The following is a 22,286-nucleotide window of genomic DNA, read 5'->3' as shown; positions in this document are numbered from 1 at the left end:
CATTGGCTTGCTTGTCGTTACTCATGGTCTTGCCCTTCGGAGGTCTTATGTCTGTCTTGCGTTCCGCCCTGCTATACGCGTCCCTTGTGCTTGGTGCAAATGCTGCCTTGGCCGATACCGCGGCTTTGGAAGCGATGCGTGAGGGCGAGATGAAGAAGCTGGTGTTCCATGCCGAGCCGAAACCCGCAGGCACCACCGCGTTTTTGGCGGCGGATGGCCGCGAACATACGCTGGAAGAGTTTCGAGGCAAGGTCACGCTTTTGAACTTCTGGGCGGTGTGGTGCGCGCCGTGCCGCAAGGAGATGCCGTCGCTCGATGCGCTGGAACAGGCATTGGGCGGGGACGACTTCACCGTGCTGCCGATTGCCACCGGGCGCAACCGGATGCCCGCGATTGAAAAGCTTTATGCCGAGACCGGGGTTGAGGTTCTGCCGATCTACACCGATCTGCCGCAAACCCTGTCGCGGGAAATGGGGGTTTTAGGTCTTCCGGTGACGATTATTCTGGATCGCGAGGGCAATGAAATTGCCCGCATGACCGGGGACGCGGACTGGAATTCCGACAGCGCCAGGGCGATTCTGTCTTCCTTGATTGCGGGCGAGGGGTAAGCTCCCGCGCTGTGTTGCCCTCTGACGAGGGCGCCGCCGCTTGGGGGTGGCTCATCTGCGATGAGCCTAAAGGGGCGCTGCCCCTCGGACTTTGTCCTCACCCCGGGATATTTCCAACAAGGAAAAGAGGATGGGCGGGCGCATGCTGAACGCGTCTTGGGTGCTTGAGACGCGGCAGTGAGTGGGTATTGTAGTCCCATTCAAGGGAGATTTTTTTATGGTTTCAAGGCGGTTGATGTTGGCAGGTTTGGTGGGCGGCGCGTTGGCGCCGCGCATGGCGTGGGCGGATGCCGGGTTTCGCGCGTGGCTGTCTGGGTTCGAGCGCCGGGCGCGGGCGGCGGGGATTTCCTCTGCAACGACGCAGCACCTGAAGGGGGTCAGCTATTTGTCCAAGGTGGTGGCCTCGGATCGCAAGCCCGCGGAAACGGCCAAGTCGTTGGAGTTTTACATCTCCTCCGCGGCTTCTTCGTCCCGGATCAACACGGGCAAAGCCATGCTGCGCAAATATGCCGGTCTGTTTGACAGGTTGGAGCGGCGATACGGCGTGCCGCGCTATATTCTGGTGGCGATCTGGGGGATGGAGAGCAGTTTCGGCGGGTTTCGCGGCAGCACGCCCACCCTGTCGGCGCTGGCCTCTCTGGCCTATGAAGGACGTCGGCGCGAACAGTTCGAGGCGGAGCTTTTGGCTGCGCTGAAAATCCTGCAGGCGGGGGATGTGTCGCCCGCGCGGATGAACGGGTCTTATGCGGGGGCGATGGGGCACACGCAATTCATGCCCAGTTCCTTTCTGAAACATGCGGTGGATCATGACGGGGATGGGCGGCGCAACATTTGGGGCGATGATCCCACGGATGCGCTGGCCTCGACCGCGGCGTTCCTAAAGGCCAATGGGTGGTCGAAGGGGCCGCGCTGGGGGCAGGAAGTGGTGTTGCCGCAAGGGTTTGACCTGGCGCTGACCGGGCGGGTTTTCCCCCGGCGTGCGGATGATTGGGCCAAGCTTGGCGTGACGCGCCCGGGCGGGCGAGCCTTGAAAGGGGCGCGCGCGGGGGCGGTGATCCTGCCTGCGGGGCCAAAGGGGCCTGCGCTGATGATCTATCCCAATTTCCACGTCATCAAGACCTACAATTATGCCGATAGTTACGCGATCAGCGTGGGTCATCTGGCGGACCGTTTGGCGGGCGAAGGCCCGTTGCGTGCCGGTTATCCCCGCAACCCCTGGGGGATGAGCACGGGCGAACGGGTTGAGCTGCAAAAGCGCCTGAACGCGGCGGGGTTCAAGGCCGGGCGGCCCGACGGGGTGATCGGCGAAAAGGGCCGCGCCGCGATCCGTGCCTATGAACGGGCGCAGGGGATGCGGGAAACCGGGGTGCCCAGCGGGGCGTTGCTTAGCCGGTTGCGCTGAGGGTCGGGTAGCGGTGGCAGTCTTGTGTGTGGTTCATGAACACACCGCAGGCCTCGAGCCAGGCATAAACGATGGTGGGGCCGCAAAATTTGAACCCGGCTTTTTTCAGGTCTTTAGAGATTAGCGTGCTGAGGTCGGATGCGGTTGGGACCTCGGCCTGTGTTGCGTAATGCCCCACAAGGGGCTGCCCATCGACGTAGTCCCAGATCATTTTGGCAAATGCATCAGGGCCCCCCAGATCCAGATAGGCCTGCGCATTGGTGATGGTCGCCGCGATTTTGCCGCGATGGCGGATGATGCCAGCATCGCTCAGCAGGCGGGTGACGTCATCTTCACCCCATGTGGCGATCACCTCGGGGTCGAACCCTTCAAAAGCCGCGCGAAAATTGTCGCGCTTTCTGAGAATGGTGATCCAGCTGAGACCAGCCTGAAACCCGTCGAGAATCAATTTTTCCCACAGGGCGCGGCCATCCCGTTCGGGCACACCCCATTCGGTGTCGTGATAATGTTGGTAAAGCGGATCCTCTCCGCACCAGCTGCAGCGCTGCATGTTTTCCCCTGATATCAAATGCTTGGTCCTCAGCCGTTCGAATTTTAGGCAAAGTTCACCTTTTACAGCTTGTTAGCACGTTTGTTCCCAAAATGGCGACACTGGGAAAGTGATCACTGCAGGCGGATTGGTTCGCCGAATGGGGATGAAATGAGCAACAAACGCAAAAGCAACCCGCTGGATTTCGCGATGCAGAAACGTCAAAGCGAAACGCTTGATATGGTGCGGGTGGCGTTGGCCCACAAACAGGTGAAATTGGCGTATCAGCCGGTGGTGCAGACCGCACAACCGGATCGCATGGCGTTTTACGAAGGATTGTTGCGGGTCACCGACCAACAGGGGCGGGTCATTCCGGCCAAGGATTTCATTGATGTGGTGGAAGACACCGATATGGGGCGGCAGCTGGATGCATTGGCAATCGAAAAAGGCCTCGCCTCTCTACTGGAAGAACCAAGTCTGCGCCTGTCGATCAACATGTCCGCCCTGACCATCGGCTATGCCCCGTGGAACGAAGCGTTGTTGCGGGCCCTGCATGAGGATCCAACCGTCGGGGAACGGCTGATCATCGAAATCACCGAACGCACCGCGCTGACACAGCCCGATTTGGTGCGATCTTTCATGGATGACATGCAGATGAAGGGGATCAGCTTTGCCCTGGATGATTTTGGGGCGGGATATACATCTTTCAAATACCTCAAAGATTTCTACTTCGACCTGATCAAGATTGATGGCGAACTGATCGAAGGGGTGCATGGTGATCCCGATGCGCAGGTCCTGACCGAAGCTTTGTTAGAATTGGCGCATAAGCTGGACATGTTTGCCGTGGCCGAAAATGTCGAAACCTTCGAAGATGCAGAGTTTCTCAGCTCCATCGGTATGGACTGTATGCAAGGCTACTATTTCGGCGTGCCCACGTTGACCCCTTATTGGCAGGTCAATCAGATTCTCGGGAAATCCGCCTGAACTTTATACCGGGCGGGCAATCGCGGGGCTGGCAGTGACGTGATTGCGGCGATGGAAAATTGCGCCTTGTGCGGCCATGAAAACATAATATTTCCCACGCTTGACTTTTTTCTGCAATGCAGCACAGGATGCCCGCACCGTAATATAGCCGTGCGGGTTGGCCTGCCTTGGGGAGGGCGGTGGCCTGTGACCCGCACGCATAGATTTAGGAACGCGGTCGACAAAGAGCTGGGGACAGCCGGGATCGACACGCATCAGGTGGAGGAAGACCATGACCAATGTCGTAATCGTATCGGCCGCACGTACCGCGGTTGGCAGCTTCTCTGGCTCGTTTGCCAACACCCCGGCGCATGATCTGGGGGCGACCGTTTTGGAAGCCATCGTCGAGCGTGCCGGGATCGAAAAATCCGAAGTGGATGAAACCATTCTGGGCCAGGTCCTTGCTGCCGGCCAAGGGCAAAACCCCGCGCGTCAGGCGCATATCAATGCGGGCCTGCCCAAGGAATCGGCAGCCTGGGGCATCAACCAGGTCTGTGGTTCGGGGCTGCGCGCCGTGGCACTGGCCGCACAACACATTCAACTGGGCGACGCAGGTATCGTGGCCGCTGGCGGTCAGGAAAACATGTCGCTGTCCGCCCATGTGGCCCATCTGCGCGCCGGTCACAAAATGGGTGACATGAAGTTCATCGACTCGATGATCAAGGATGGCCTGTGGGATGCGTTCAACGGGTATCACATGGGGCAGACCGCGGAAAACGTTGCCAATGAATGGCAGATTTCGCGCGATATGCAGGATGAATTTGCCGTGGCCTCGCAAAACAAAGCCGAAGCCGCCCAGAAAGCGGGCAAATTTGCCGATGAGATCACCCCGTTCACCGTGAAAACCCGCAAGGGAGACATCGTGGTTGATAGCGATGAATACATCCGCCACGGTGCCACCATCGAAGCCATGCAGAAACTGCGCCCGGCGTTCGTGCGCGACGGCGGGTCGGTGACCGCGGCCAATGCCTCGGGCATCAACGATGGCGCCGCGGCCGTGCTGCTGATGTCGGCAGACGAGGCTGAAAAACGTGGGTTGGAGCCGCTGGCCCGCATCGCTTCCTACGCCACCGCCGGTCTGGACCCGTCGATCATGGGCGTTGGGCCGATCTACGCGTCGCGCAAGGCGCTCGACAAAGCCGGTTGGGCCGTGGGGGACCTGGATCTGGTCGAAGCCAACGAAGCTTTCGCCGCGCAGGCCTGTGCCGTGAACAAGGATATGGGCTGGGATCCGTCGATTGTGAACGTGAACGGTGGGGCGATTGCCATCGGCCACCCGATCGGCGCCTCGGGCTGCCGTATCCTGAACACGCTGCTGTTTGAAATGAAGCGCCGCGACGCCAAGAAGGGCCTCGCCACGCTTTGCATCGGTGGTGGTATGGGTGTGGCCATGTGCCTTGAGCGCCCGTAAGCCGCGCAATTACCCCGCAGAAAGGGCGCTTCGGCGCCCTTTTTTTGTGCCTGACAGGGATAGTCCGGGGGCTGTTACAATTGTTTTACCCAAGGCTTGCACCTTACGATTGATTCGTCAGGATGGGGCAGAATCTTGCGGTGGCAGCGGACCAAAACGGTTGAAAAAAGAGCAATTTGCCGGAAATCTCGCTGCAATTGCAGTAAAATAGCCGCAATGCAGAAAATGTGCAGTAATATTGTTGCTCTTTCCTGTTTCCCAAAGTAATAACATTACCGAGAGGAAATTCATCTTGGGAGATCACACCATGGCAAAAGTTGCACTCGTCACCGGGGGCTCGCGCGGCATTGGCGCCGCAATTTCGAAAACCCTGAAAGCCGAAGGCTATGAGGTTGCTGCAACCTACGCAGGCAATGACGAGAAAGCCGCCGCTTTCACCGAAGAGACCGGCATCAAAACCTACAAATGGAACGTGGGCAGCTATGAAGATTCGAAAGCGGGTCTGGCAAAAGTCGAAGCCGACCTTGGCCCGATCGACGTTGTTGTTGCCAATGCCGGCATCACCCGTGACGCGCCGTTCCACAAGATGTCACCGGAACAGTGGCAGGAAGTGATCGACACCAACCTGACCGGCGTGTTCAACACCGTCCACCCGCTGTGGCCCGGCATGCGCGAACGCAAATATGGCCGCGTGATCGTGATCAGCTCGATCAATGGTCAGAAAGGCCAGTTTGGCCAGGTGAACTATGCGGCGACCAAGGCGGGTGACCTGGGCATCGTGAAATCACTGGCCCAGGAAGGCGCGCGTTTCGGCATCACCGCCAACGCCATTTGCCCGGGCTATATCGGCACCGAAATGGTGATGGCAGTTCCGGAAAAAGTGCGCGAAGCCATCATCGGCCAGATCCCGGCCGGCCGTCTGGGGGAACCGGAAGAGATCGCCCGCTGTGTGGCGTTCCTGGCGGATGAGAAATCCGAGTTCATCAACGGCTCGACCATCAGCGCGAACGGCGCACAGTTTTTCGTCTGATCACGCCGGACAAGAGTGCACTGCGGGTCGCGATGTCGCGGCCCGTTTTTTTATGGGCCGAGTCCACGTGGACAGGCGCAGCCAGCGCAGGGTGAACAGGTCACGAAACGCCTGTGCCCGCAGCGCATGGGCGCGCTGGTAGTGGTGATGCATCTCGGTCAGATCGGGTGTTTCCAGCATGGTGTTTCCTCAAGTTTCACTTATCTGCACCCACATTGAACGATTGTATAAAAAGTAACAAACGAGACTTTCTCGCCGTTCAGTTAAGTGATATTGACCTGATATGTCCGATCGTCTTCCCCCGCTGACCGCCCTGCGTGCCTTTGATGCCGCCGCCCGCCACATGTCGTTTCAAAAGGCGGCGAGCGAGCTGCACGTGACCCCGGCCGCGCTTTCGTTTCAGATCAAATCGCTGGAGGAACACCTGGGCGGGCCGCTCTTCTATCGCCTCAATCGCGCGGTGGAGCTGACCGAGGCGGGCCGTGCGCTGGCCCCCGGCGCGCAGGAAGGGTTCGAAACCCTCTCCGCCGCCTGGCGCGCCGCGCGGCGTAGCCTTGAAACCAATGTGCTGACCGTCACCGCCGGCCCGGCCTTCACCTCGAAATGGCTGGCCCCGCGCATGTATGCCTTTGCCCAGGCCCATCCCGAGGTCGAACTGCGCTTTGCGGCCAGCCTGAACATGGTGGATCTGTCGCGCGATGAGGTGGATGTGGCAATCCGTTTCGGGTACGGCCCTGATGGTGGGCTGTTTTCGCACCCGCTATCCGAAGAATGGATCACCCCAGTCATGACCCCGGAAATGGCGGCGAAATTTCCGACGCCTAACGCGCTGCTGGAGGCGCCTTTGATCACGGACCACTCGATTGATTTCCTGCAACCGCGGTGTGATTGGGCGGCCTGGTTTCGTGCGGCAGGTATGTCAGCCAATCCACAACCTGCCCTGCGCTTTAACCAGGCCGATCACGCGCTGGATGCGGCGTTGGCAGGCGCCGGGGTGGCGCTGGGACGCCGGTTTTTTGTCTCCAAGGATTTGATGGAGCGGCGTCTGGTTGCGCCCTATGGGATCGCAATTTCCACCCGCGCCCATTTCCGCTTTCTTTGCGCGTTGGGTCGGGAAACCCGCCCCGAAATCCGGGCGCTGCGCGATTGGATGCTGGACGAGATCGACAAGACGGCGCATGTGTCCGATGGGATGGAAATCATCCCGGTTGAGACGCTGACATGACCCGTTCGCGGGCCACCTCGGTCGGCTTTGTCGCGGTGCTTCTTTGGGCGCTTCTGGCGGTGTTCACCGTCGGGTCGTCGCCGGTGCCCCCGTTTCAGCTCGCCGCATTGTGTTTCACCATTGGCGGGGTGCTCGGTCTGGTCTGGATCGGGGCAACAGGCGGCTTTTCGGTTTTGCGCGGGATCTCGTGGCGGGTCTACGCCTTTGGCACATTGGGGCTGTTTGGCTATCACGCGCTGTATTTCTCCGCCTTGCGCATGGCGCCTGCCGCAGAGGCCGGGTTGATTGCCTATCTCTGGCCGTTGTTGATCGTGCTGTTTTCCGGTCTGCTGCCGGGCGAGCATTTACGACCTATGCATGTCATTGGCGCGCTGATCTCTTTTGCCGGGGCGGCGCTGATCGTTTTGGGCGGGGCCGCCGGGTTTTCCATCGAAGCCTTGCCTGGTTACGGGTTGGCCTTTCTTTGTGCGCTGACCTGGTCGGGCTACTCGGTGCTCAGCCGCCGTTTGGGGGATACCCCCACCGCGTCGGTGGTGGTGTTTTGTCTGGCCACAGCGCTGTTGGCAACGGGCGCGCATCTTTTGCTCGAAGACACGGTCTGGCCGGACAGACCCGTGGGCTGGTTGTCGATTCTTGGCCTTGGCCTCGGCCCCGTTGGGCTGGCCTTTTACGTCTGGGATGTGGGGGTCAAACAGGGCGATATTCAGCTCTTGGGCGTCGCCTCTTACGGCGCGCCTTTGCTGTCGACCCTGGTGCTGATTTTAGCGGGGATGGCTACGCCGAGCGTGTCGCTTTTGCTTGCAGGTCTCCTGATCACGGCGGGGGCCGTGCTGGCGGCGCGCGCCGGTGCCGATTGAGATCGGCCAGATTGGCGCGCGCATGGAGGTCAAGTTGAGTTAGGCGCTTTCGAGCCGCGCAATCTCTTCCTTGATCTTCAGTTTCTGCTTTTTCAGTTCGGTGATTTCCTGATCGCTGGCGCCCGGCGACCGTTGTGCTGCCTCAACCTTCCCTTCCAGGGTCTGATGTTTGCGACGCAACTCTTCCACATGCGAACTGACGCTCATGGCGATCCTCCTTTGAAACGTGATTACCCCCCGAGTGCAGCACAAAATTACGGGCTTGTCACGAATTGGTTGCAATTCTTGGCATAATTCTGCCCGTCGCGAAATATTGTTAACCCGCCAGGTGGAGTGTCACCAAAGCGGTAGGGCGCTGCCATCGCGCAGGATGGCCGAAACTTCGGGGGTGTAATGCTCTACGTCCCCTACATGTTGTGGCCCTTCGTGCAAAATCAACGGCGCAGCCAGTCGAAACGCGCCGCGGCCGCCTTTGCGGGCTTGCACAATGATCAGGCTGGTCACGCGGCCAATGCGTGGACAAAGTGGTTTCACAAGCACGGAGCCAAGCCGGTCATCCAGGGCGTCCATGATCTCCGGCAGGCGTTCGGCCTTCTGGATCATGGTGATATAGCCCCGTGGTTTCACCCGTCGCGTCGCCTGATCGATCCAGGTGGCCAGCGGCACATCCTCCCCCAAGGCACCTTCACGCATCGCATCGGGGGACGCAGTGCCACGATCACGCAGATAATAAGGCGGGTTCATGATCACGTGATCAAAGGTTTCATCGCGCACCTCGCTGGGCAGGTCTGCAACGTCCCCTTCATGCACGTCAAAGGAAATCCCATTGTTTTCGGCATTTTGATGAGCCAGCTCCGCATATTGAGATTGTCGTTCCACCCCCACCAGACGCAGCCCGTCAACGCGGGTGCCAAGGCAAAGCGCCGCCGCCCCGGCGCCACATCCCAGGTCCAGAACCGATTCCCCTGCATGGGCCTGAATCGATGCGGCCAGAAACACCGGATCCACCCCGGCCCGGTAGCCGTTGATCGGTTGCGTCAGGGTCAACTGTCCGCCCAAAAACTTATCGTCGCTCAATCCCATTTGCATTACACTCATCCCGTTAACCTTCTATATCAATATCATTGTCGCGCAAGATAGCCTGCGCGCGGAACAGATCCTGATCGCGGACCATAAAGCGACGAGGTAAAATTCCTATTGATCCCTCAAGCGCGCTCATATGGACGTCCATGACAAATAAGGATATACCCTCGCCCTCAAGAAGGGCTGTTATAAACGGGATCATGGTTGGGTCTGTGGTTCGGATAAGCTCTTTCATAGTCAGAGACTTAAGGGCAGACCGGTGGGTTTGTCGAGCCATGTGACGGGAACGTGAGCAAGATGAAAGACGCAAGTTACAAGCCGCATGAACGCCTGGGCGCTCATCTGGCCGCAGAAATGGATGCGGTGAACACGCTGATTCGCACCCGTATGGCGTCAAAACACGCCCCGCGCATCCCCGAGGTCACCGCCCATCTGGTCGACGCTGGCGGCAAACGCCTGCGCCCGATGCTGACCCTGGCCGCCGCGCGGCTGTGTGGGTATGACGGGCCGTATCATGTGCATCTGGCCGCGACGGTCGAATTCATTCACACCGCGACCCTGCTGCATGACGATGTGGTGGATGAAAGCGCGCAACGACGTGGCCGTCCCACGGCCAACCTTCTGTGGGACAACAAGTCCAGCGTGCTGGTCGGTGATTATCTCTTTTCGCGTTCGTTCCAGTTGATGACCGAAACCGGCTCGATCGACGTGCTGCGCATCCTGTCCAACGCCTCGGCCACCATCGCCGAAGGCGAAGTGCTGCAACTGACCGCCGCGCAGGATCTGAACACCGATGAAAGCATCTATCTGCAGGTGGTGCGCGGCAAGACAGCGGCGCTGTTTTCCGCCGCGACCGAAGTGGGCGGCGTGATTGCTGATGCAGACCCCGTCCATGTGCAGGCGCTTTACGACTACGGTGATGCGCTGGGCATTTCGTTCCAGATCGTCGATGACCTGCTGGATTACTGGGGCGGGGATGCCACGGGCAAGAACATCGGCGACGATTTCCGCGAACGCAAACTGACCCTCCCGCTGATCAAGGCCGTGGCCAAAGGCGATGATAACGAGCGCGCCTTTTGGACCCGTACCATCGAAAAAGGCCGTCAGGAAGAAGGCGATCTGGACCACGCGCTGGAGCTTTTGAACAAGCACGACGCGCTGGAAGAGACCCGGCAAGAGGCGCTGGCCTGGGCCGAAAAAGCCAAATCCGCCATGGCGAAACTGCCCGAAGATCCGATCCGCGACATGCTGATCGACATTGCCGATTACGTGGTGGCGCGGGTGAATTAACGCTGGTTGGGGCTGACGCCCCATGCCTCCGGCAGGGATATCTGGAACAAGAAAAAAGAGAGGGGGGTACCCTCTCTTTTCAAAGCGTGACGCTTTTTCCTTGTGCGGTCATCGGCGTCCCCGCCTGTACCGCATATTGAAAATGGCAATGTTTGGTTAATAAAACGTTGCGGCTTTTTTCTTGTTCCAAATATCCCGGGGGAGGCGAAGCCGGGGGCAGCGCCCCCTCTGAAGTTACGACAGAGCGCAGGCCTCGATCCACCAATCGGGATACGCGGCGCGCAGTTGCTCTGCGGCCTTCTCCGCAGTCTCGCGACTGTCAAACAGCGCAAAACAGGTGGCCCCGGATCCGGACATGCGGGCCAGACCCGCGCCGGGCAGGGCGGCAAGCTGTTCCAGCACATCCGCAATCACTGGCGCGTTGGCAATTGCGGGGGCTTCCAGGTCGTTGCGCTGGGTTGCGAGCCAGTCGATCAGCACGCGTGCGGTTTTCCAGCGTGGCAATGCCTTGGGCATGGGCGCATTGTCTTTGCGGTCCAGCGCGTTGAAAATCGCGGGTGTGGGGACCTCTACACCGGGATTGGCCAGCACGGCAAAGAGCGGCGGGATCCCCTCGATAGGCATCACATCCTCGCCAATGCCGCGCATCCGCGCTGCCTGCCGCATCAGGCAAACCCGCACATCCGCGCCCAATCCGGTCACATCCGGCAGGCGCGTGTCTCCGGTCAGATCCGCCAGCGCCAGCACCGTGGCCGCCGCATCCGAACTGCCGCCGCCAATCCCGGCCATCGCGGGCAGGTGTTTGGACAGGGTGATCTCGACCGGCACCCCATAAAGATCCGCGGCCTTGCAGACGAGGTTTGATCCGTCCACCGGCACCCCCGCGGCGCGGGGGCCAATCACCTCAAGCCTGTTGGCGGCAGCAGGCCGGATCGAAATCCGGTCGCCCACATCCGCAAACACCACCAGACTGTCCAGCAGGTGATAGCCATCGCGGCGTTGCCCGGTGATGTGCAGGGTCAGGTTCACTTTGGCCGGGGCAAAGATCTTGCTGATCTGCAGGCTGTTCAGATCCATCCTCTCACTCGGCCCCGTGCAGCGGCTCAGCCCCTTCTTCTTCCAGAACCTGATCCAGACCAACTTCCAACTTGCGGCGGATCCGATCCGGGTTCAGCTCTTCCAGATCCGTGTCATCAACGACGAAACTCAGCGAACGTTTCCACTGGAACTCGGCCTCGCGCTTGCGCCCCACGGCCCAATAGGTGTCGCCCAGATGGTCGTTGAGGATCGGGTCGATGGGCAACAGCTCCACCGCGCGTTCCATCTGTTCGACCGCTTCGTCATAGCGCCCCAACCGGTAATAGACCCAACCGAGACTGTCCGTGATATATCCGCTGTCAGGGCGCGCGGCGACGGCCCGTTCGATCATGTCCAGCGCCTCGTCCAGCTTTTCGCGCCGCTCCACCAGGCTGTAGCCCAGATAGTTCAGCACATTGGGCTGCTCGGGGCTGAGTTCCAGCGCCTTGCGGAAATCGGCCTCTGCCGCGGGCCAGTCATCCAGCTTGGTCAGCACGATGGCACGTTGGAAATAGACCCGCCATTGGGTCTCGACCTCGCCCTGAAACAGGGACACCGCGTGATCAAACGCATCCCGCGCTTCGGCAAAGCGGTCTTGTCGCGACAGGAACTCCCCCAGCAGGGTCGGGATCCGGGCGCGGTCCGGATATTGGGCGGACAGGGCGCGCAGCTCGCCAATCGCTTCGTCACGGCGGTCCGAATTGTTGAGCGCAATGGCCCGGCCAAGCGCGGCTTGCAGGTAGATCTCGCTGTCTTGCGGAATGCGCGCATAGGCGGCAACGGCCAGATCATACTGGCGCAGTTCTTCATGCAGCTGCGCGGTCAACAATGTGGCCGCGTGCATTTGCGGGGCCAGATGTTCGGCGATGCGCGAATAGATCAATACCGTGGAATGCCCCGTATCGATCGAGAGGTTTTCTGCGATCATGTAAAACAGCTCTGCCGCGCCGTCGCGGGCAGAGGTGATTGCGGTGAAGGGCAGGGGCTCTTGCGCTTTTAATTTGTCGATAAGCGCCGTCATCTCCTCGTCGGGCATGCCACCGGTGGCCTCTTCGATCAGGGCAATCGCCTCGTCAAACCGCTCTAACTGGCTGAGGATCTGAGCATAAGCGATCACGCCCCGCCGGTTCAGGCGAAATTCGGCAAGCTGGTCCGCCAGCAAACCGGCAGCCGTTTCGAAATCCCCCACATGGGCCGTCGCCAGCGCCTTTTGAAAAAGCGCAAATCCTTTGCTTTCCTCGTCCTTGGCCAGCTCGTCATAGATCGACAGGGCCTGCGACATGCGCCCGCGCCCCAGTTCTGCCCAGGCGCTTAGCATATCGGTCATCAGCGGGCCAACAGACACGCCCTGCTCCAAAAGCTCCAGCGCGCCCTCCCAGTTTTCCTGGCCCAGGGCCTCGCCCAGCAACACAAGGCGGGCCACCCGGTTCTCCGGGGTCAGCGCTTCCAACCGGCGGGCATAGGGGGCTGCGTCTTCAAGGGGATGGAGCACCAGCTGTGCGATGGTCACCCCTTCCAGGATGCCCGCGTTTTCCGGGTCTTCGGCGATGGCACGCGTGCCATATTCCAGCGTCGCCTCAAAGTCGCTTTGGTAATCCGCCAGACGGGTCGCCAGATAGGGGCCAAGCCCGCTATCGGCCTGTGCGGCGGGGGCAAGGGCGGTGCTGAAGGACAGGGCCAGGGCAAGCGGGGCCAGCTTGGCAAAACGCAGGGGGACAGCTCGGGAAACGCGCAAGGGCTTCTCTCTTTCTTGTTGGCTCGAAGCGGTTGGCCCGACCCTACCGAGGCCACTGCATAAAAACAATGAGGGGCCGTAGCTGCAGCCCCTCACATATAGGTCATTTAGGTCATTTATTGCCGACCCGGGTGATTTACATATTGCCGTAGTTCGGCCCGTCACCACCTTGCGGCACCGTCCAGGTGATGTTCTGGCTCGGGTCCTTGATGTCGCAGGTCTTGCAGTGCACGCAGTTTTGGAAGTTCACGACAAAACGCGGCTCGGTGCCCTCTTCCTCGATCACCTCATACACACCAGCCGGGCAATACCGCTGGGCGGGTTCTGCATATTTCGGCAGGTTCACCTGAATGGGTGTCTCGGGGTTGGCCAGACGCAGGTGGCAGGGCTGGCTTTCCTCATGGTTGGTGGCCGCGAAGCTGACATTGGTCAGGCGGTCAAAGGACAGGGTGCCATCGGGTTTCGGATAGTCGATTTCCTTGTGCTTCGACGCATCCTCGGTGGCTTCGGCATCGGTTTTGCCGTGCTTGACCGTGCCAAAGAACGAGAAGCCAAAGAGCGAGTTGGTCCACATGTCCAGACCACCCAGCATCAACGACGCGGTCAGGCCCCATTTCGACCAGATCGGTTTGACGTTGCGCACCTTTTTCAGGTCCTTGGCGATCTCGCCATTGCGCAGCTCGATCTCGTAATCGGCCAGCTCGTCGCCGGAACGATCCGCGGCAATCGCTTTCGCAGCCGCCTCAGCCGCGGCAATGCCCGACAACATGGCGTTGTGGTTGCCCTTGATGCGCGGCACGTTGACCAGGCCTACGGAACAGCCCAGCAGCGCGCCGCCCGGGAAGACCGATTTCGGCATCGACTGATAGCCGCCTTCGGAAATTGCGCGGGCACCGTATGCGATGCGTTTGCCGCCTTCCAGAACCTTGGCGATCTCGGGGTGATGTTTGAAACGCTGGAATTCCATATAGGGGTAGAGGTGCGGGTTTTTGTAGTTCAGGTGCACCACAAAGCCCACGTAAACTTGGTTGTTGTCCAGATGATAGAGGAACGAGCCCCCCCCGGCGTTGGACCCCAGCGGCCAACCCATCGTGTGGGTCACGGTGCCTTCCTTGTGGTTCTCCGGCTTGATCTCCCAGATCTCTTTCATGCCGACGCCGAATTTCTGCACGTCGCGCCCGGCCTGCAGGTCATATTTGCCGATAATCTCTTTCGCCAGCGACCCGCGCACGCCTTCGGAGATGAACACGTATTTGCCGTGCAGCTCCATGCCCGGCTCGGTGTTGGGGCCGTAAGATCCGTCTTCTTCCAGACCAAACACACCGGCCACCACGCCTTTGACTTCGCCGTTTTCACCGTACACCAGTTCAGACGCCGCCATGCCGGGGAAGATTTCCACACCCAGCTCTTCGGCCTGTTCCGCCATCCAGCGGCAGACATTGGCCATCGACACGATGTAATTGCCGTGGTTGTCCATCAGCTTCGGCATCGGCCAGTTGGGCAGGCGCACCGACCCTGCCGGCCCAAGCATCAGGAAGTTGTCTTCCTTCACCGGCACATTGAGCGGCGCGCCTTTTTCCTTCCAATCCGGGATCAGCTTATCCAGCCCACAGGGATCCAGCACAGCCCCCGACAGGATATGCGCGCCCACTTCCGAGCCTTTTTCCAGAACCACGACCTCCAGGTCGGCGTTCAGCTGTTTCAAACGGATGGCGGCCGACAGACCAGCGGGACCAGCGCCCACGATGACCACATCGTATTCCATGCTTTCGCGTTCAATCTCGCTCATAATCTTTTCCCCGGAGTGACCGTTTCGGCAAGATCGTTAGCCCGCCACCCCGGCAGGGTCAATCGCTACACGGCGTCATTCCGGACGTTTGCGACTTATCTGACGGTTTTTTGGTATTGTTTGCGCTGTCATCCGCGCGTTTCCCGTCAACGCGGCTTTTCCGCGCTGCTGCAATGCAGAATGGACAGCTGTGGTGCAGAACCAGATTCGATCCGCGGCACCGGGCGACATGCCGCAGCAATGGCCGGCTAAGGAACAAGGGCATTGCAAACCATCTGTTTTTGCTATTCTTTGATGTCCGACCCAGCGCCCCAACTGGCGCGTTGCATCTATATCTTATGACACGACTACCCCGGCACGATGCCGGGATGAACAGGACCAGTAAGACTTCATGGAAAAGATACCGCTGACCCGCGCGGGCCATACCGCGCTGAGTGAGGAATTGAAACAACTCAAGACCGTCGAACGCCCCGCAATCATCGAGGCGATCGCCTCGGCGCGTGAATTGGGCGATCTGAAGGAAAATGCCGAATACCATTCGGCGCGCGAAAAGCAGGGCTTTATCGAGGGCCGGATCAAGGAAATCGAAAGCATCCTGTCACTGGCCGAGGTGATCGACCCGGCGGGCATGTCCGGCACCATCAAGTTCGCCGCCACGGTGACCCTGGTCGACGAAGACACCGACGAGGAAAAGACCTATCAAATCGTCGGCGAACCGGAATCGGATCTGGAACGCGGCAAGCTTAATATCAAATCGCCCCTAGCCCGCGCCCTGATCGGCAAGGAAGAAGGCGACAGTATCGAAGTGCGCACCCCGGGTGGGGAACGCGCCTATGAAATCCTGAAGATCGAGTATATCTGACCGTGTGACAGGGTCAGGCAAATGTCAGGGGTGAGGGCATGGGGACGCAACAACAGCCAGGTGTAAAACGGGTGGAGCACAACGTTCCGCGCCCGCTGCCTGCGCCTGAACCCACATCGCTGAGTGCGGGCGAGGTGATTGGCCTTGCCATATCGGCGGTGTGGCTGTTCGCCTGCGCAGCCTTCTTCATCGTGCTGGGCGGCGGGGCGGCAGGCGGATCTGATCCCCTGCGCTTTGTCATGACCCTCCTGGCGGTGTTCATGCCGGTGGCCCTGATCTGGGTGGCTGTCGCCGCGATGCGTTCTGCCCGCATCATGCGCGAGGAAAGCGCACGGTTGCAGGCGGCCATCGACGGGATACGCCACAGCTATCTGCAACAGCAGGTGGGCGGTGTGAAACACCCCTCGCAGATGGAAAAGAAGATCGAGGAAATCGCCGAGGTCAGCAAAAAGACCGAAACAGCATTGGCCACGTTCACCTCAATCCGGCCCGGCGGGATCAAGACCGACCCGGCCGCGACCCCCGCAATGGTGCCGGGCAGCGACACGCCGGTGCCCGAAGATCAGGCCAGCCTCGCGCTGGGCACGCCGCCCGAGGACATGACGCCGCCCCTGTCGATCGAAGATTTCATCCGCGCCCTGCATTTCCCGGAAAACGAAAATGACGCCGAAGGGTTCCGCGCCCTGCGCCGCGCGCTTTCCGACCGGCAGGTGTCGGGCCTCGTGCAGGCCGCGCAGGACGTGCTGACGCTCCTGTCTCAGGACGGGATCTATATGGATGACCTGCGCCCGGACCGCGCCAAACCCGAAGTCTGGCGCAAGTTTGCCGTGGGGGAACGTGGCCGTACAGTGGCGGCCCTTGGGGGCGTGCGGGATCGGTCCTCCCTCGCGCTCACCGCCGGGCGGATGCGGCAAGACCCGATCTTTCGTGACGCGGCCCACCACTTCTTGCGCAAATTTGACCGGATCTTTGTAGAGTTTGAACAAAACGCATCGGACGCTGACATTGCTGAACTATCCGACACCCGCACCGCCCGTGCCTTCATGCTTTTGGGGCGCGTAACCGGTACGTTTGACTGACACGGCCGACTGACGCGCTTCCCCTCATTTTTTGGTCACAAATATCCCGGGGTGAGCGAGCTTGCCTCGCGAGGGGCAGCGCCCCTTGGTCGCGACGCGCAGCGGCGCACTGAAAAAAGCCTCACAACGTGAGCCACCGACAGCGCGCTTGAGCGTCAGCGAAAGCGCTCCCGCGCCTTTTCTCCCTTCGGTCGACAGGCTTGGGCCTGGCCTCGCTCCGCTCGGCTGGGGTGCCGCCCCGTTGCCCCTACGGGGCTGGGCTCCGCCCGTTCATCGGGCGAAACAGACCCCCAGCCTGTTTCCGGGGAGCCCTCGAACCCCGGGATATTTATGATTAGAAAATAAGAGGGTTAGCTGCCGGTTGGGTGCCAGGCGACAAAAGTTCCGATGGTCACGACCAGCGTGATGACCAGCGCGCTGGCGATAAAGGCGCCGACCGCCAGTGGGGTGGCGCCGAACAACAAGGCGGCGCCGATCGCTGCACCGATCATCAGCGCGACCACAGTTGCCATGACACCCATCACCTTGCGCACCGCCTTGTGGTGGCGCGCGCGCCAAAGCCGGCTGAGCGAGGCCACCATGCGGCCCACATCCGACTGCATCGCCACCAACGCCGGCACCACCAGAAGCACCAGGATCATTCCGAAACCAAGGCCATAGGTCAGCGTGATCACCGTCGGCTTCAGGAACTGCGCCTGGCGCGAGGTCTCATACAGCAGCGGCGCCAGCCCCAACACCGTGGTCGCCGTGGTCAACATCACCGCACGCAGCCGGTCCGCCGCCCCGTCGATGATCGCGGGCACCAGCCCCCGATCCCGGGCGTAATCGTCGATGGTGGTGACCAGAACAATGCTGTCATTGATGATGATCCCGGTCATGCCGATCAACCCGACAACCGAAAACATGCTCAGCGGCACGCCCCATTGCACATGGCCGATAATGGCCCCCACCAGCCCAAACGGGATGATCGCCATCACCACAATGGGCCGGGTCCAGCTGGAGAAGATCCAGGACAGGGTCAGGTAGATGCCCAAAAGCACCAGCACCAGACCGATCCGCGCATCGGCCAGAAACTCGTCCTGCTGTTCGCTCAGCCCACCCAGTTTGAACGCCACCGAAAACTGTTCGCTCAAGGCCGGTAAAAGCTCGTCTTCCAGCGTGCGCGAAATCTCCTCGGCGCGCGCCGGATCACTTTCATCCAGCTCGCCGGTCACATTGATCAGGCGGATGCCGTTTTCCCGTTCGACCGATGAAAACCCGGTGCGCGTTTGCACCGATACGATGTCGGACAGTGGCACATATGCCCCGGCCGCAGTGCGCATCTGCGTGTGGTCAAGGAAATCGGCGGTCAGCTCACCTTCGGGCAGTTCCACCCGGATCGCCGCGGTGCGGGTGCCATCGGGGTAGGTGGCAGCCTCGATCCCGTTCAGCCGGGCGCGCAACACCCGCCCCAACCCGTCAATGGTGAACCCCAGGGCCTGGCCTTGCGGGGTGAGATCCAGGATCAGCTCGTCCTTGTCATAGGCCATGCTGTCTTCCAGAGCGGACACTTCTGGATACCGTTCCAGCTGATGTTTCAACGCCTCGGCGGCGGCTTTCAGCGTGTCGGCATCCGCGCCATAAAGCTCCACATCCAGACTGTCGCCGCCCGGGCCATAGCGCGAGCCCCGGAAGCTGAGGGTTTCCAGCATCGGGTGGCGGGTCACATTGTCTTGCAGCGCGGTGACAAAATCGCTGACTGCATAGGGGCGCAGATCCGCGTCGATCAGCTCCATGATCACGGCGCCCAGAAGGTCGGTGTCCTTGCTGTCTACGCCGGACAGGCCGCGCCCGGAATTGCCGCCGATCTGGGCCAGTGCCACGGTCAGCGGCTCCATTCCATATTCGTCGCGAAACGCCTGAGCGGTGCGGTCGGTCGCGTCTTGCACAAAGCGCATCATCTCGGTGGTGTCGTCGCGTGTGGCGCCCGACAGCATGGCAAAGTTGGCGGTGATGGTGCTGCGCTCTGGCGCGTTGAAAAACCGAAAGGTCAGGTCGCCGCGAATGAACACCGCCGCCTGGCTGGCCAAAAGCAGGATGGTTGCCGCCATCACCGGGTATCGCGCCCAGATCACCCAGCCCATCAGCGGGCGGAAGGCGTGGTCACGCACCCAGCGAAACCCCCGGTTCACCTGACGGGACGGCCAGTCATACCAATGTTCCTTCGCGGTGTGCGTCAACGCGTGGGACATGTGGTGGGGCAGGATCAGGAAGCATTCGACCAGGGATGCAATCAGCACCACAATCACCGTGAAGGGGATTGTGATGATCAGGTCACCAAACCGCCCGCCAATCGCCGTCAGGCCAAAAAAGGCGATGACCGTGGTCATGGTTGCGGAAAACACCGGCGGAAACATCCGTCGCGCTGCGTTTTCCGCCGCCTCGACCGGGCTTTCCCCCAACCGGCGCGCGCGGAAATCGGCGTGTTCCCCCACCACAATCGCGTCATCCACCACGATCCCCAGCGTGATGATCAGCGCAAAAAGCGAGATCATGTTGATTGTCAGCCCCGCCATATACATCAGGAAAATCGCGGTCAGCATTGCCACCGGAATGCCCGCCGCGACCCAAAGCGCGGTGCGGGTGTTGAGGAACAGAAAGAGCAGGATCAACACCAGCCCTAACCCCATCGCGCCATTTTCCATCAACATGGAAATCCGTGCCGTGATCAGCTCTGACCGCGTGCGCATCAGGGTGATCTCAACCCCGTCAGGCAAGGTCTGCAGCATCTCGGCACGCACCGTTTCCACCTCTTCCTGCAACGCAATCGCGTCGCCCGCGGCCGAACGTGACACGTTCAGCGCCACCGCAGGCGCATCGCCCACGAAATAGGACCGGTCGCGATCCACCCCGCGCACCAACACGCGGGCCACATCACCCACCGTCAGGGTGGACCCGTCCGCGTGGGTGCGCAGCACAATCGCTTCGATCTGGTCGGCGGATCGTTTGGCAACCCCCGTGCGCACCCGCGCCGCCCCCGACGACACATCCCCCGCCGGGTCGGTTGACACCTCTTCGGCAATGGCACTGGCGATCCCGGCCATGGTCACGTCGTGACGAATAAGCGATATGGACGGCACTTCGATCAGGGTCTCCGGGGCAACAATGCCGCGAATGGTCGTGCGCGTCACACCGCGATCAAACAGGCGCACCACCATTTCATCCGCAAACCGCCCCAGCTGATCAATGCCCACCGGGCCAGTGATCACAATGTCGGTCACGCTATCGCGCCACACGCCGCGCCGCACCGTGGGCGCGTCTGCGTCTTCGGGCAGGTCGGTCGCCCCGTCCACCGCAGTCTGCACATCGTCCGCTGCGACCGAGACATCCCAGCCGGGTTCAAACTCCATCTCGATCCGCGCGCGGCCTTCGGTGGCGCGGCTGGTCACGCTTTCCACCCCGTCCACCGCCAAAAGCGCGGGTTCAAGCACCTGGACAATCCCTTCGTCCACATCCTCGGCCCCGGCGCCGTCCCAGCCGACATTCACGCTCACGCTTTCCACCACCACATCGGGGAAAAACTGCGCCCGCATGTTGGGATAGGCCAGAAGGCCTAGCGCCACGAGGATCACGAGAAGCAGGTTTGCCAAGGTCGCGTGGCGGGTGAAATAAGACAGGATGCTGGTGGCCGGAGCGGGCGTGTCACGCATGGGTCAGCTCCCCATCCGCGATTGCAGGCGTGCGAGCGTCTGGGCCGGCATCTTGCCCGCCTCGACCTGTTTCAGAATACGCGCCTTGGCGTCCTCCGGCATCTTCTCGCTGGTTTCAACAAAGCTGCGGATCGCGTCTTGCTGTGCGCGGCTCAGCTCGACCAGCTCCGCCGCCTCAGCGGCCCCGCCGGGGCGTAGCGGCTTCACGCGAATGCCCGCACCCAATGTGGGGCTGCGTTCGGCCACAACCTCGCGCCGATCAAGCCCCTCGGCGCGCACCAGAATATCGTCGCCCTGGCGGCGCAAAAGCGTGGCGGGATGTTCCTCCAGCCGGTCGTTTTCGCCCAGCACCAGCAATGTGCCATTTGCGCCCAGGCTGGAGGCGGGCAGGCGGGCCACATCCGCAAGCGCGGGCTCGGCAATCTCGACCTTGACGAAATCGCCGGGGCGCAGGCCCTTGGCGCGGTCTAGCGTGGCAAAGATCAGACGCCCGGTCTGTCCTTCGCCGACATTCGCGCTCTCGCGGCTGATCTGCCCGTCGGCGGTCAGCGCCACGGCGCCGCTGTCCAGCGATACTTTAAGCGGCAAGGGCGGCAAATCCCCGGCCTCATCCAGAAGGCGCGCATATTGCGCGTTCGACAGACGAAAGCTGACCTCAAGCGAGGTTGGGTCAATGATCCGGGCAAGTTTCTCATTCGCGGTGACGACCCCGCCGATCAGCGCGGAGACATCAGCCAGCGTGCCGGAGATCTCGGCGTGGATCTCGGTTTCTTCCAGCCGCCGCTGTGCTTCATCCAACTGGATTTTGCGACGGGTGAGCGCGGCCTCGGCGGTGGACACGCGCGCCTCGGCGGTGATCACGGATTGACGTTTCGACAACACCGCCTGTTGCGCCGCGGCCGCGGCCAGCGATGCGGTTTCCACGGCGGCCTCGGTGCCGACCCGGCGCGACACCAGGTTCTGTTGCCGGGTCAGCGCGGCCTCGCGCAGATCCGCCTGCCGCTGGGCGTTGGTCAGATCATCGCGGGCCAGATCCAGCGCCGCCTTGGCATCGCGCAGCTCGGCCTCGGCCTGGGTCAGATCGGTTTCGGCCAATTCGCGCGCGCGCAGGAAATCGGTTGGGTCGATGCGCAACAAAAGCTGGCCTTCGGTCACCCGCGCGCCAGTTTCAAAGGCCTCGGTCATTTCGACCACGGTGCCGCCTGCCAGGGGGCGCAGGTCCAGCACGCGCCGCGCGGCCAATTCGCCATGGACCGTCAGGATCGGCACGTCGCGCCCGGCCTGATAGGGGATCACATTCGCCGAAAACAACCGTTCGCGCCCGCGCGGTTGGGCGTTTTCACGATCGGCCCGCGCCTGTATGGCGGAGGAGATCTGCAACCCGGCCAGCGCCAGAAGGCCCAAAGTGGCGGCAAGAAGGAACAGCCCGGTCAGGCTGCGGCCAAGAAAACGCATGAAGGTCACTCCGTTTCATCTGCCCCCATCTTGCCCGGCTTTTGGCCGGTGGCAAGGTGCGGATGGTCACATGTCTTGGAGGTGATACGCGCAGGTCGGTGATTTCCGTCACTTTTTCTGCGGCGGGGGCGCTGCGTTCCGG

General features: G+C 61.2%; 20 protein-coding genes. 10 read left to right on the top strand and 10 right to left on the bottom strand.

Annotation, left to right across the window (positions count from 1 at the left end; genetic code table 11):
* The first annotated feature begins 47 nt into the window (after window positions 1-47).
* Complete coding sequence (locus tag ACP15V_RS04270) at window positions 48-608, top strand: TlpA family protein disulfide reductase (protein ID WP_424942427.1); 561 nt, start codon at window positions 48-50, stop codon at window positions 606-608.
* A 235-nt stretch (window positions 609-843) separates the two neighbouring features.
* Window positions 844-2,010 carry a lytic murein transglycosylase gene (locus tag ACP15V_RS04265; RefSeq protein ID WP_424942426.1) on the top strand — a complete coding sequence of 389 codons (1,167 nt, stop codon included), beginning with the start codon at window positions 844-846 and terminating at the stop codon, window positions 2,008-2,010.
* Here ACP15V_RS04265 and ACP15V_RS04260 read toward each other — a convergent pair.
* The gene (locus tag ACP15V_RS04260; protein ID WP_424942425.1) at window positions 1,994-2,560 is read right to left on the bottom strand and encodes a DNA-3-methyladenine glycosylase I; all 567 of its coding nucleotides are present in this window, start codon (window positions 2,558-2,560) and stop codon (window positions 1,994-1,996) included. The genes ACP15V_RS04265 and ACP15V_RS04260 overlap by 17 nt on opposite strands.
* 150 nt (window positions 2,561-2,710) lie before the next feature.
* Between ACP15V_RS04260 and ACP15V_RS04255 the strand changes: the two genes are divergently transcribed.
* The 3 genes from ACP15V_RS04255 (at window position 2,711) to phbB (ending at window position 6,003) form a co-directional block, all read left to right on the top strand.
* On the top strand, window positions 2,711-3,523 hold the full coding sequence (locus tag ACP15V_RS04255; protein WP_424942424.1) for an EAL domain-containing protein: 813 nt from the start codon (window positions 2,711-2,713) through the stop codon (window positions 3,521-3,523).
* 271 nt (window positions 3,524-3,794) lie between these two features.
* Window positions 3,795-4,973, top strand: coding sequence for an acetyl-CoA C-acetyltransferase (locus ACP15V_RS04250; RefSeq protein ID WP_424942423.1), 1,179 nt, complete (start codon window positions 3,795-3,797; stop codon window positions 4,971-4,973).
* 307 nt (window positions 4,974-5,280) lie between these two features.
* A complete protein-coding gene (phbB, locus tag ACP15V_RS04245) occupies window positions 5,281-6,003 on the top strand; it encodes an acetoacetyl-CoA reductase (protein ID WP_424942422.1) in 723 nt (240 codons plus the stop codon).
* Here phbB and ACP15V_RS04240 read toward each other — a convergent pair whose 3' ends face one another.
* A complete protein-coding gene (locus tag ACP15V_RS04240; protein ID WP_424942421.1) occupies window positions 6,004-6,183 on the bottom strand; it encodes a hypothetical protein in 180 nt (59 codons plus the stop codon).
* Between the two features lie 103 nt (window positions 6,184-6,286).
* Between ACP15V_RS04240 and gcvA the strand changes: the two genes are divergently transcribed.
* Together gcvA and ACP15V_RS04230 are read left to right on the top strand one after the other, a co-directional pair.
* Window positions 6,287-7,228: a transcriptional regulator GcvA gene (gcvA, locus tag ACP15V_RS04235; protein WP_424942420.1), complete on the top strand. Its 942-nt coding sequence runs from the start codon at window positions 6,287-6,289 to the stop codon at window positions 7,226-7,228.
* Entirely contained in the window at window positions 7,225-8,085 is an 861-nt protein-coding gene (locus tag ACP15V_RS04230; protein WP_424942419.1) for a DMT family transporter, read from the top strand. The genes gcvA and ACP15V_RS04230 overlap by 4 nt, the downstream gene beginning before the upstream one ends.
* 39 nt (window positions 8,086-8,124) lie before the next feature.
* Here the strand turns inward: ACP15V_RS04230 and ACP15V_RS04225 are convergent, their stop codons facing one another.
* The 3 genes from ACP15V_RS04225 to ACP15V_RS04215 all read right to left on the bottom strand — a co-directional run bounded on the left by ACP15V_RS04225 (window position 8,125) and on the right by ACP15V_RS04215 (window position 9,403).
* On the bottom strand, window positions 8,125-8,292 hold the full coding sequence (locus tag ACP15V_RS04225) for a YdcH family protein (RefSeq protein WP_424942418.1): 168 nt from the start codon (window positions 8,290-8,292) through the stop codon (window positions 8,125-8,127).
* A 129-nt stretch (window positions 8,293-8,421) separates the two neighbouring features.
* Entirely contained in the window at window positions 8,422-9,174 is a 753-nt protein-coding gene (locus ACP15V_RS04220; RefSeq protein WP_424942417.1) for a tRNA1(Val) (adenine(37)-N6)-methyltransferase, read from the bottom strand.
* A 13-nt stretch (window positions 9,175-9,187) separates the two neighbouring features.
* Window positions 9,188-9,403: a DUF2007 domain-containing protein gene (locus tag ACP15V_RS04215; RefSeq protein WP_424942416.1), complete on the bottom strand. Its 216-nt coding sequence runs from the start codon at window positions 9,401-9,403 to the stop codon at window positions 9,188-9,190.
* Window positions 9,404-9,465: 62 nt separating this feature from the next.
* Here ACP15V_RS04215 and ACP15V_RS04210 point away from each other — a divergent pair, with 62 nt between their 5' ends.
* Complete coding sequence (locus ACP15V_RS04210; RefSeq protein WP_424942723.1) at window positions 9,466-10,458, top strand: polyprenyl synthetase family protein; 993 nt, start codon at window positions 9,466-9,468, stop codon at window positions 10,456-10,458.
* A 234-nt stretch (window positions 10,459-10,692) separates the two neighbouring features.
* Here the strand turns inward: ACP15V_RS04210 and ACP15V_RS04205 are convergent, their stop codons facing one another.
* The 3 genes from ACP15V_RS04205 to ACP15V_RS04195 form a co-directional block, all read right to left on the bottom strand.
* Window positions 10,693-11,514: a 4-(cytidine 5'-diphospho)-2-C-methyl-D-erythritol kinase gene (locus ACP15V_RS04205; protein ID WP_424942722.1), complete on the bottom strand. Its 822-nt coding sequence runs from the start codon at window positions 11,512-11,514 to the stop codon at window positions 10,693-10,695.
* Window positions 11,515-11,539: 25 nt separating this feature from the next.
* Entirely contained in the window at window positions 11,540-13,270 is a 1,731-nt protein-coding gene (locus ACP15V_RS04200) for a tetratricopeptide repeat protein (RefSeq protein WP_424942415.1), read from the bottom strand.
* A gap of 136 nt (window positions 13,271-13,406) precedes the next feature.
* Window positions 13,407-15,059: an electron transfer flavoprotein-ubiquinone oxidoreductase gene (locus tag ACP15V_RS04195; RefSeq protein ID WP_424942414.1), complete on the bottom strand. Its 1,653-nt coding sequence runs from the start codon at window positions 15,057-15,059 to the stop codon at window positions 13,407-13,409.
* A gap of 391 nt (window positions 15,060-15,450) precedes the next feature.
* Here ACP15V_RS04195 and greA point away from each other — a divergent pair, with 391 nt between their 5' ends.
* Window positions 15,451-15,921 carry a transcription elongation factor GreA gene (gene greA, locus ACP15V_RS04190; protein ID WP_424942413.1) on the top strand — a complete coding sequence of 157 codons (471 nt, stop codon included), beginning with the start codon at window positions 15,451-15,453 and terminating at the stop codon, window positions 15,919-15,921.
* 38 nt (window positions 15,922-15,959) lie between these two features.
* Window positions 15,960-17,000, top strand: a complete 1,041-nt coding sequence (locus ACP15V_RS04185) for a hypothetical protein (RefSeq protein WP_424942412.1) — start codon at window positions 15,960-15,962, stop codon at window positions 16,998-17,000.
* Window positions 17,001-17,350: 350 nt separating this feature from the next.
* Here the strand turns inward: ACP15V_RS04185 and ACP15V_RS04180 are convergent, their stop codons facing one another.
* Window positions 17,351-20,689 carry an efflux RND transporter permease subunit gene (locus tag ACP15V_RS04180; RefSeq protein WP_424942411.1) on the bottom strand — a complete coding sequence of 1,113 codons (3,339 nt, stop codon included), beginning with the start codon at window positions 20,687-20,689 and terminating at the stop codon, window positions 17,351-17,353.
* A gap of 3 nt (window positions 20,690-20,692) precedes the next feature.
* The gene (locus tag ACP15V_RS04175) at window positions 20,693-22,144 is read right to left on the bottom strand and encodes an efflux RND transporter periplasmic adaptor subunit (RefSeq protein ID WP_424942410.1); all 1,452 of its coding nucleotides are present in this window, start codon (window positions 22,142-22,144) and stop codon (window positions 20,693-20,695) included.
* Window positions 22,145-22,286 lie beyond the last annotated feature (142 nt).

This window comes from Aliiroseovarius crassostreae (genome assembly GCF_049803815.1).
GTDB lineage: Bacteria > Pseudomonadota > Alphaproteobacteria > Rhodobacterales > Rhodobacteraceae > Aliiroseovarius > Aliiroseovarius crassostreae_A.
The sequence above is the reverse complement of the archived record's forward strand: the minus strand, read 5'-3'. Positions and strand labels throughout refer to the sequence as shown.

Excerpts from the sequence above, each read along its gene's own strand:
- ACP15V_RS04250 (WP_424942423.1), top strand. The coding sequence starts at position 3,795 with ATGACCAATGTCGTAATCGTATCGGCCGCACGTACCGCGGTTGGCAGC.
- ACP15V_RS04240 (WP_424942421.1), bottom strand. The coding sequence starts at position 6,183 with ATGCTGGAAACACCCGATCTGACCGAGATGCATCACCACTACCAGCGC.
- ACP15V_RS04225 (WP_424942418.1), bottom strand. The coding sequence starts at position 8,292 with ATGAGCGTCAGTTCGCATGTGGAAGAGTTGCGTCGCAAACATCAGACC.
- ACP15V_RS04265 (WP_424942426.1), top strand. The coding sequence starts at position 844 with ATGTTGGCAGGTTTGGTGGGCGGCGCGTTGGCGCCGCGCATGGCGTGG.
- ACP15V_RS04175 (WP_424942410.1), bottom strand. The coding sequence starts at position 22,144 with ATGCGTTTTCTTGGCCGCAGCCTGACCGGGCTGTTCCTTCTTGCCGCC.
- ACP15V_RS04230 (WP_424942419.1), top strand. The coding sequence starts at position 7,225 with ATGACCCGTTCGCGGGCCACCTCGGTCGGCTTTGTCGCGGTGCTTCTT.
- ACP15V_RS04260 (WP_424942425.1), bottom strand. The coding sequence starts at position 2,560 with ATGCAGCGCTGCAGCTGGTGCGGAGAGGATCCGCTTTACCAACATTAT.
- ACP15V_RS04180 (WP_424942411.1), bottom strand. The coding sequence starts at position 20,689 with ATGCGTGACACGCCCGCTCCGGCCACCAGCATCCTGTCTTATTTCACC.
- greA (WP_424942413.1), top strand. The coding sequence starts at position 15,451 with ATGGAAAAGATACCGCTGACCCGCGCGGGCCATACCGCGCTGAGTGAG.
- phbB (WP_424942422.1), top strand. The coding sequence starts at position 5,281 with ATGGCAAAAGTTGCACTCGTCACCGGGGGCTCGCGCGGCATTGGCGCC.
- ACP15V_RS04185 (WP_424942412.1), top strand. The coding sequence starts at position 15,960 with ATGGGGACGCAACAACAGCCAGGTGTAAAACGGGTGGAGCACAACGTT.
- ACP15V_RS04215 (WP_424942416.1), bottom strand. The coding sequence starts at position 9,403 with ATGAAAGAGCTTATCCGAACCACAGACCCAACCATGATCCCGTTTATA.
- ACP15V_RS04255 (WP_424942424.1), top strand. The coding sequence starts at position 2,711 with ATGAGCAACAAACGCAAAAGCAACCCGCTGGATTTCGCGATGCAGAAA.
- ACP15V_RS04195 (WP_424942414.1), bottom strand. The coding sequence starts at position 15,059 with ATGAGCGAGATTGAACGCGAAAGCATGGAATACGATGTGGTCATCGTG.
- ACP15V_RS04220 (WP_424942417.1), bottom strand. The coding sequence starts at position 9,174 with ATGCAAATGGGATTGAGCGACGATAAGTTTTTGGGCGGACAGTTGACC.
- ACP15V_RS04270 (WP_424942427.1), top strand. The coding sequence starts at position 48 with ATGTCTGTCTTGCGTTCCGCCCTGCTATACGCGTCCCTTGTGCTTGGT.
- ACP15V_RS04210 (WP_424942723.1), top strand. The coding sequence starts at position 9,466 with ATGAAAGACGCAAGTTACAAGCCGCATGAACGCCTGGGCGCTCATCTG.
- gcvA (WP_424942420.1), top strand. The coding sequence starts at position 6,287 with ATGTCCGATCGTCTTCCCCCGCTGACCGCCCTGCGTGCCTTTGATGCC.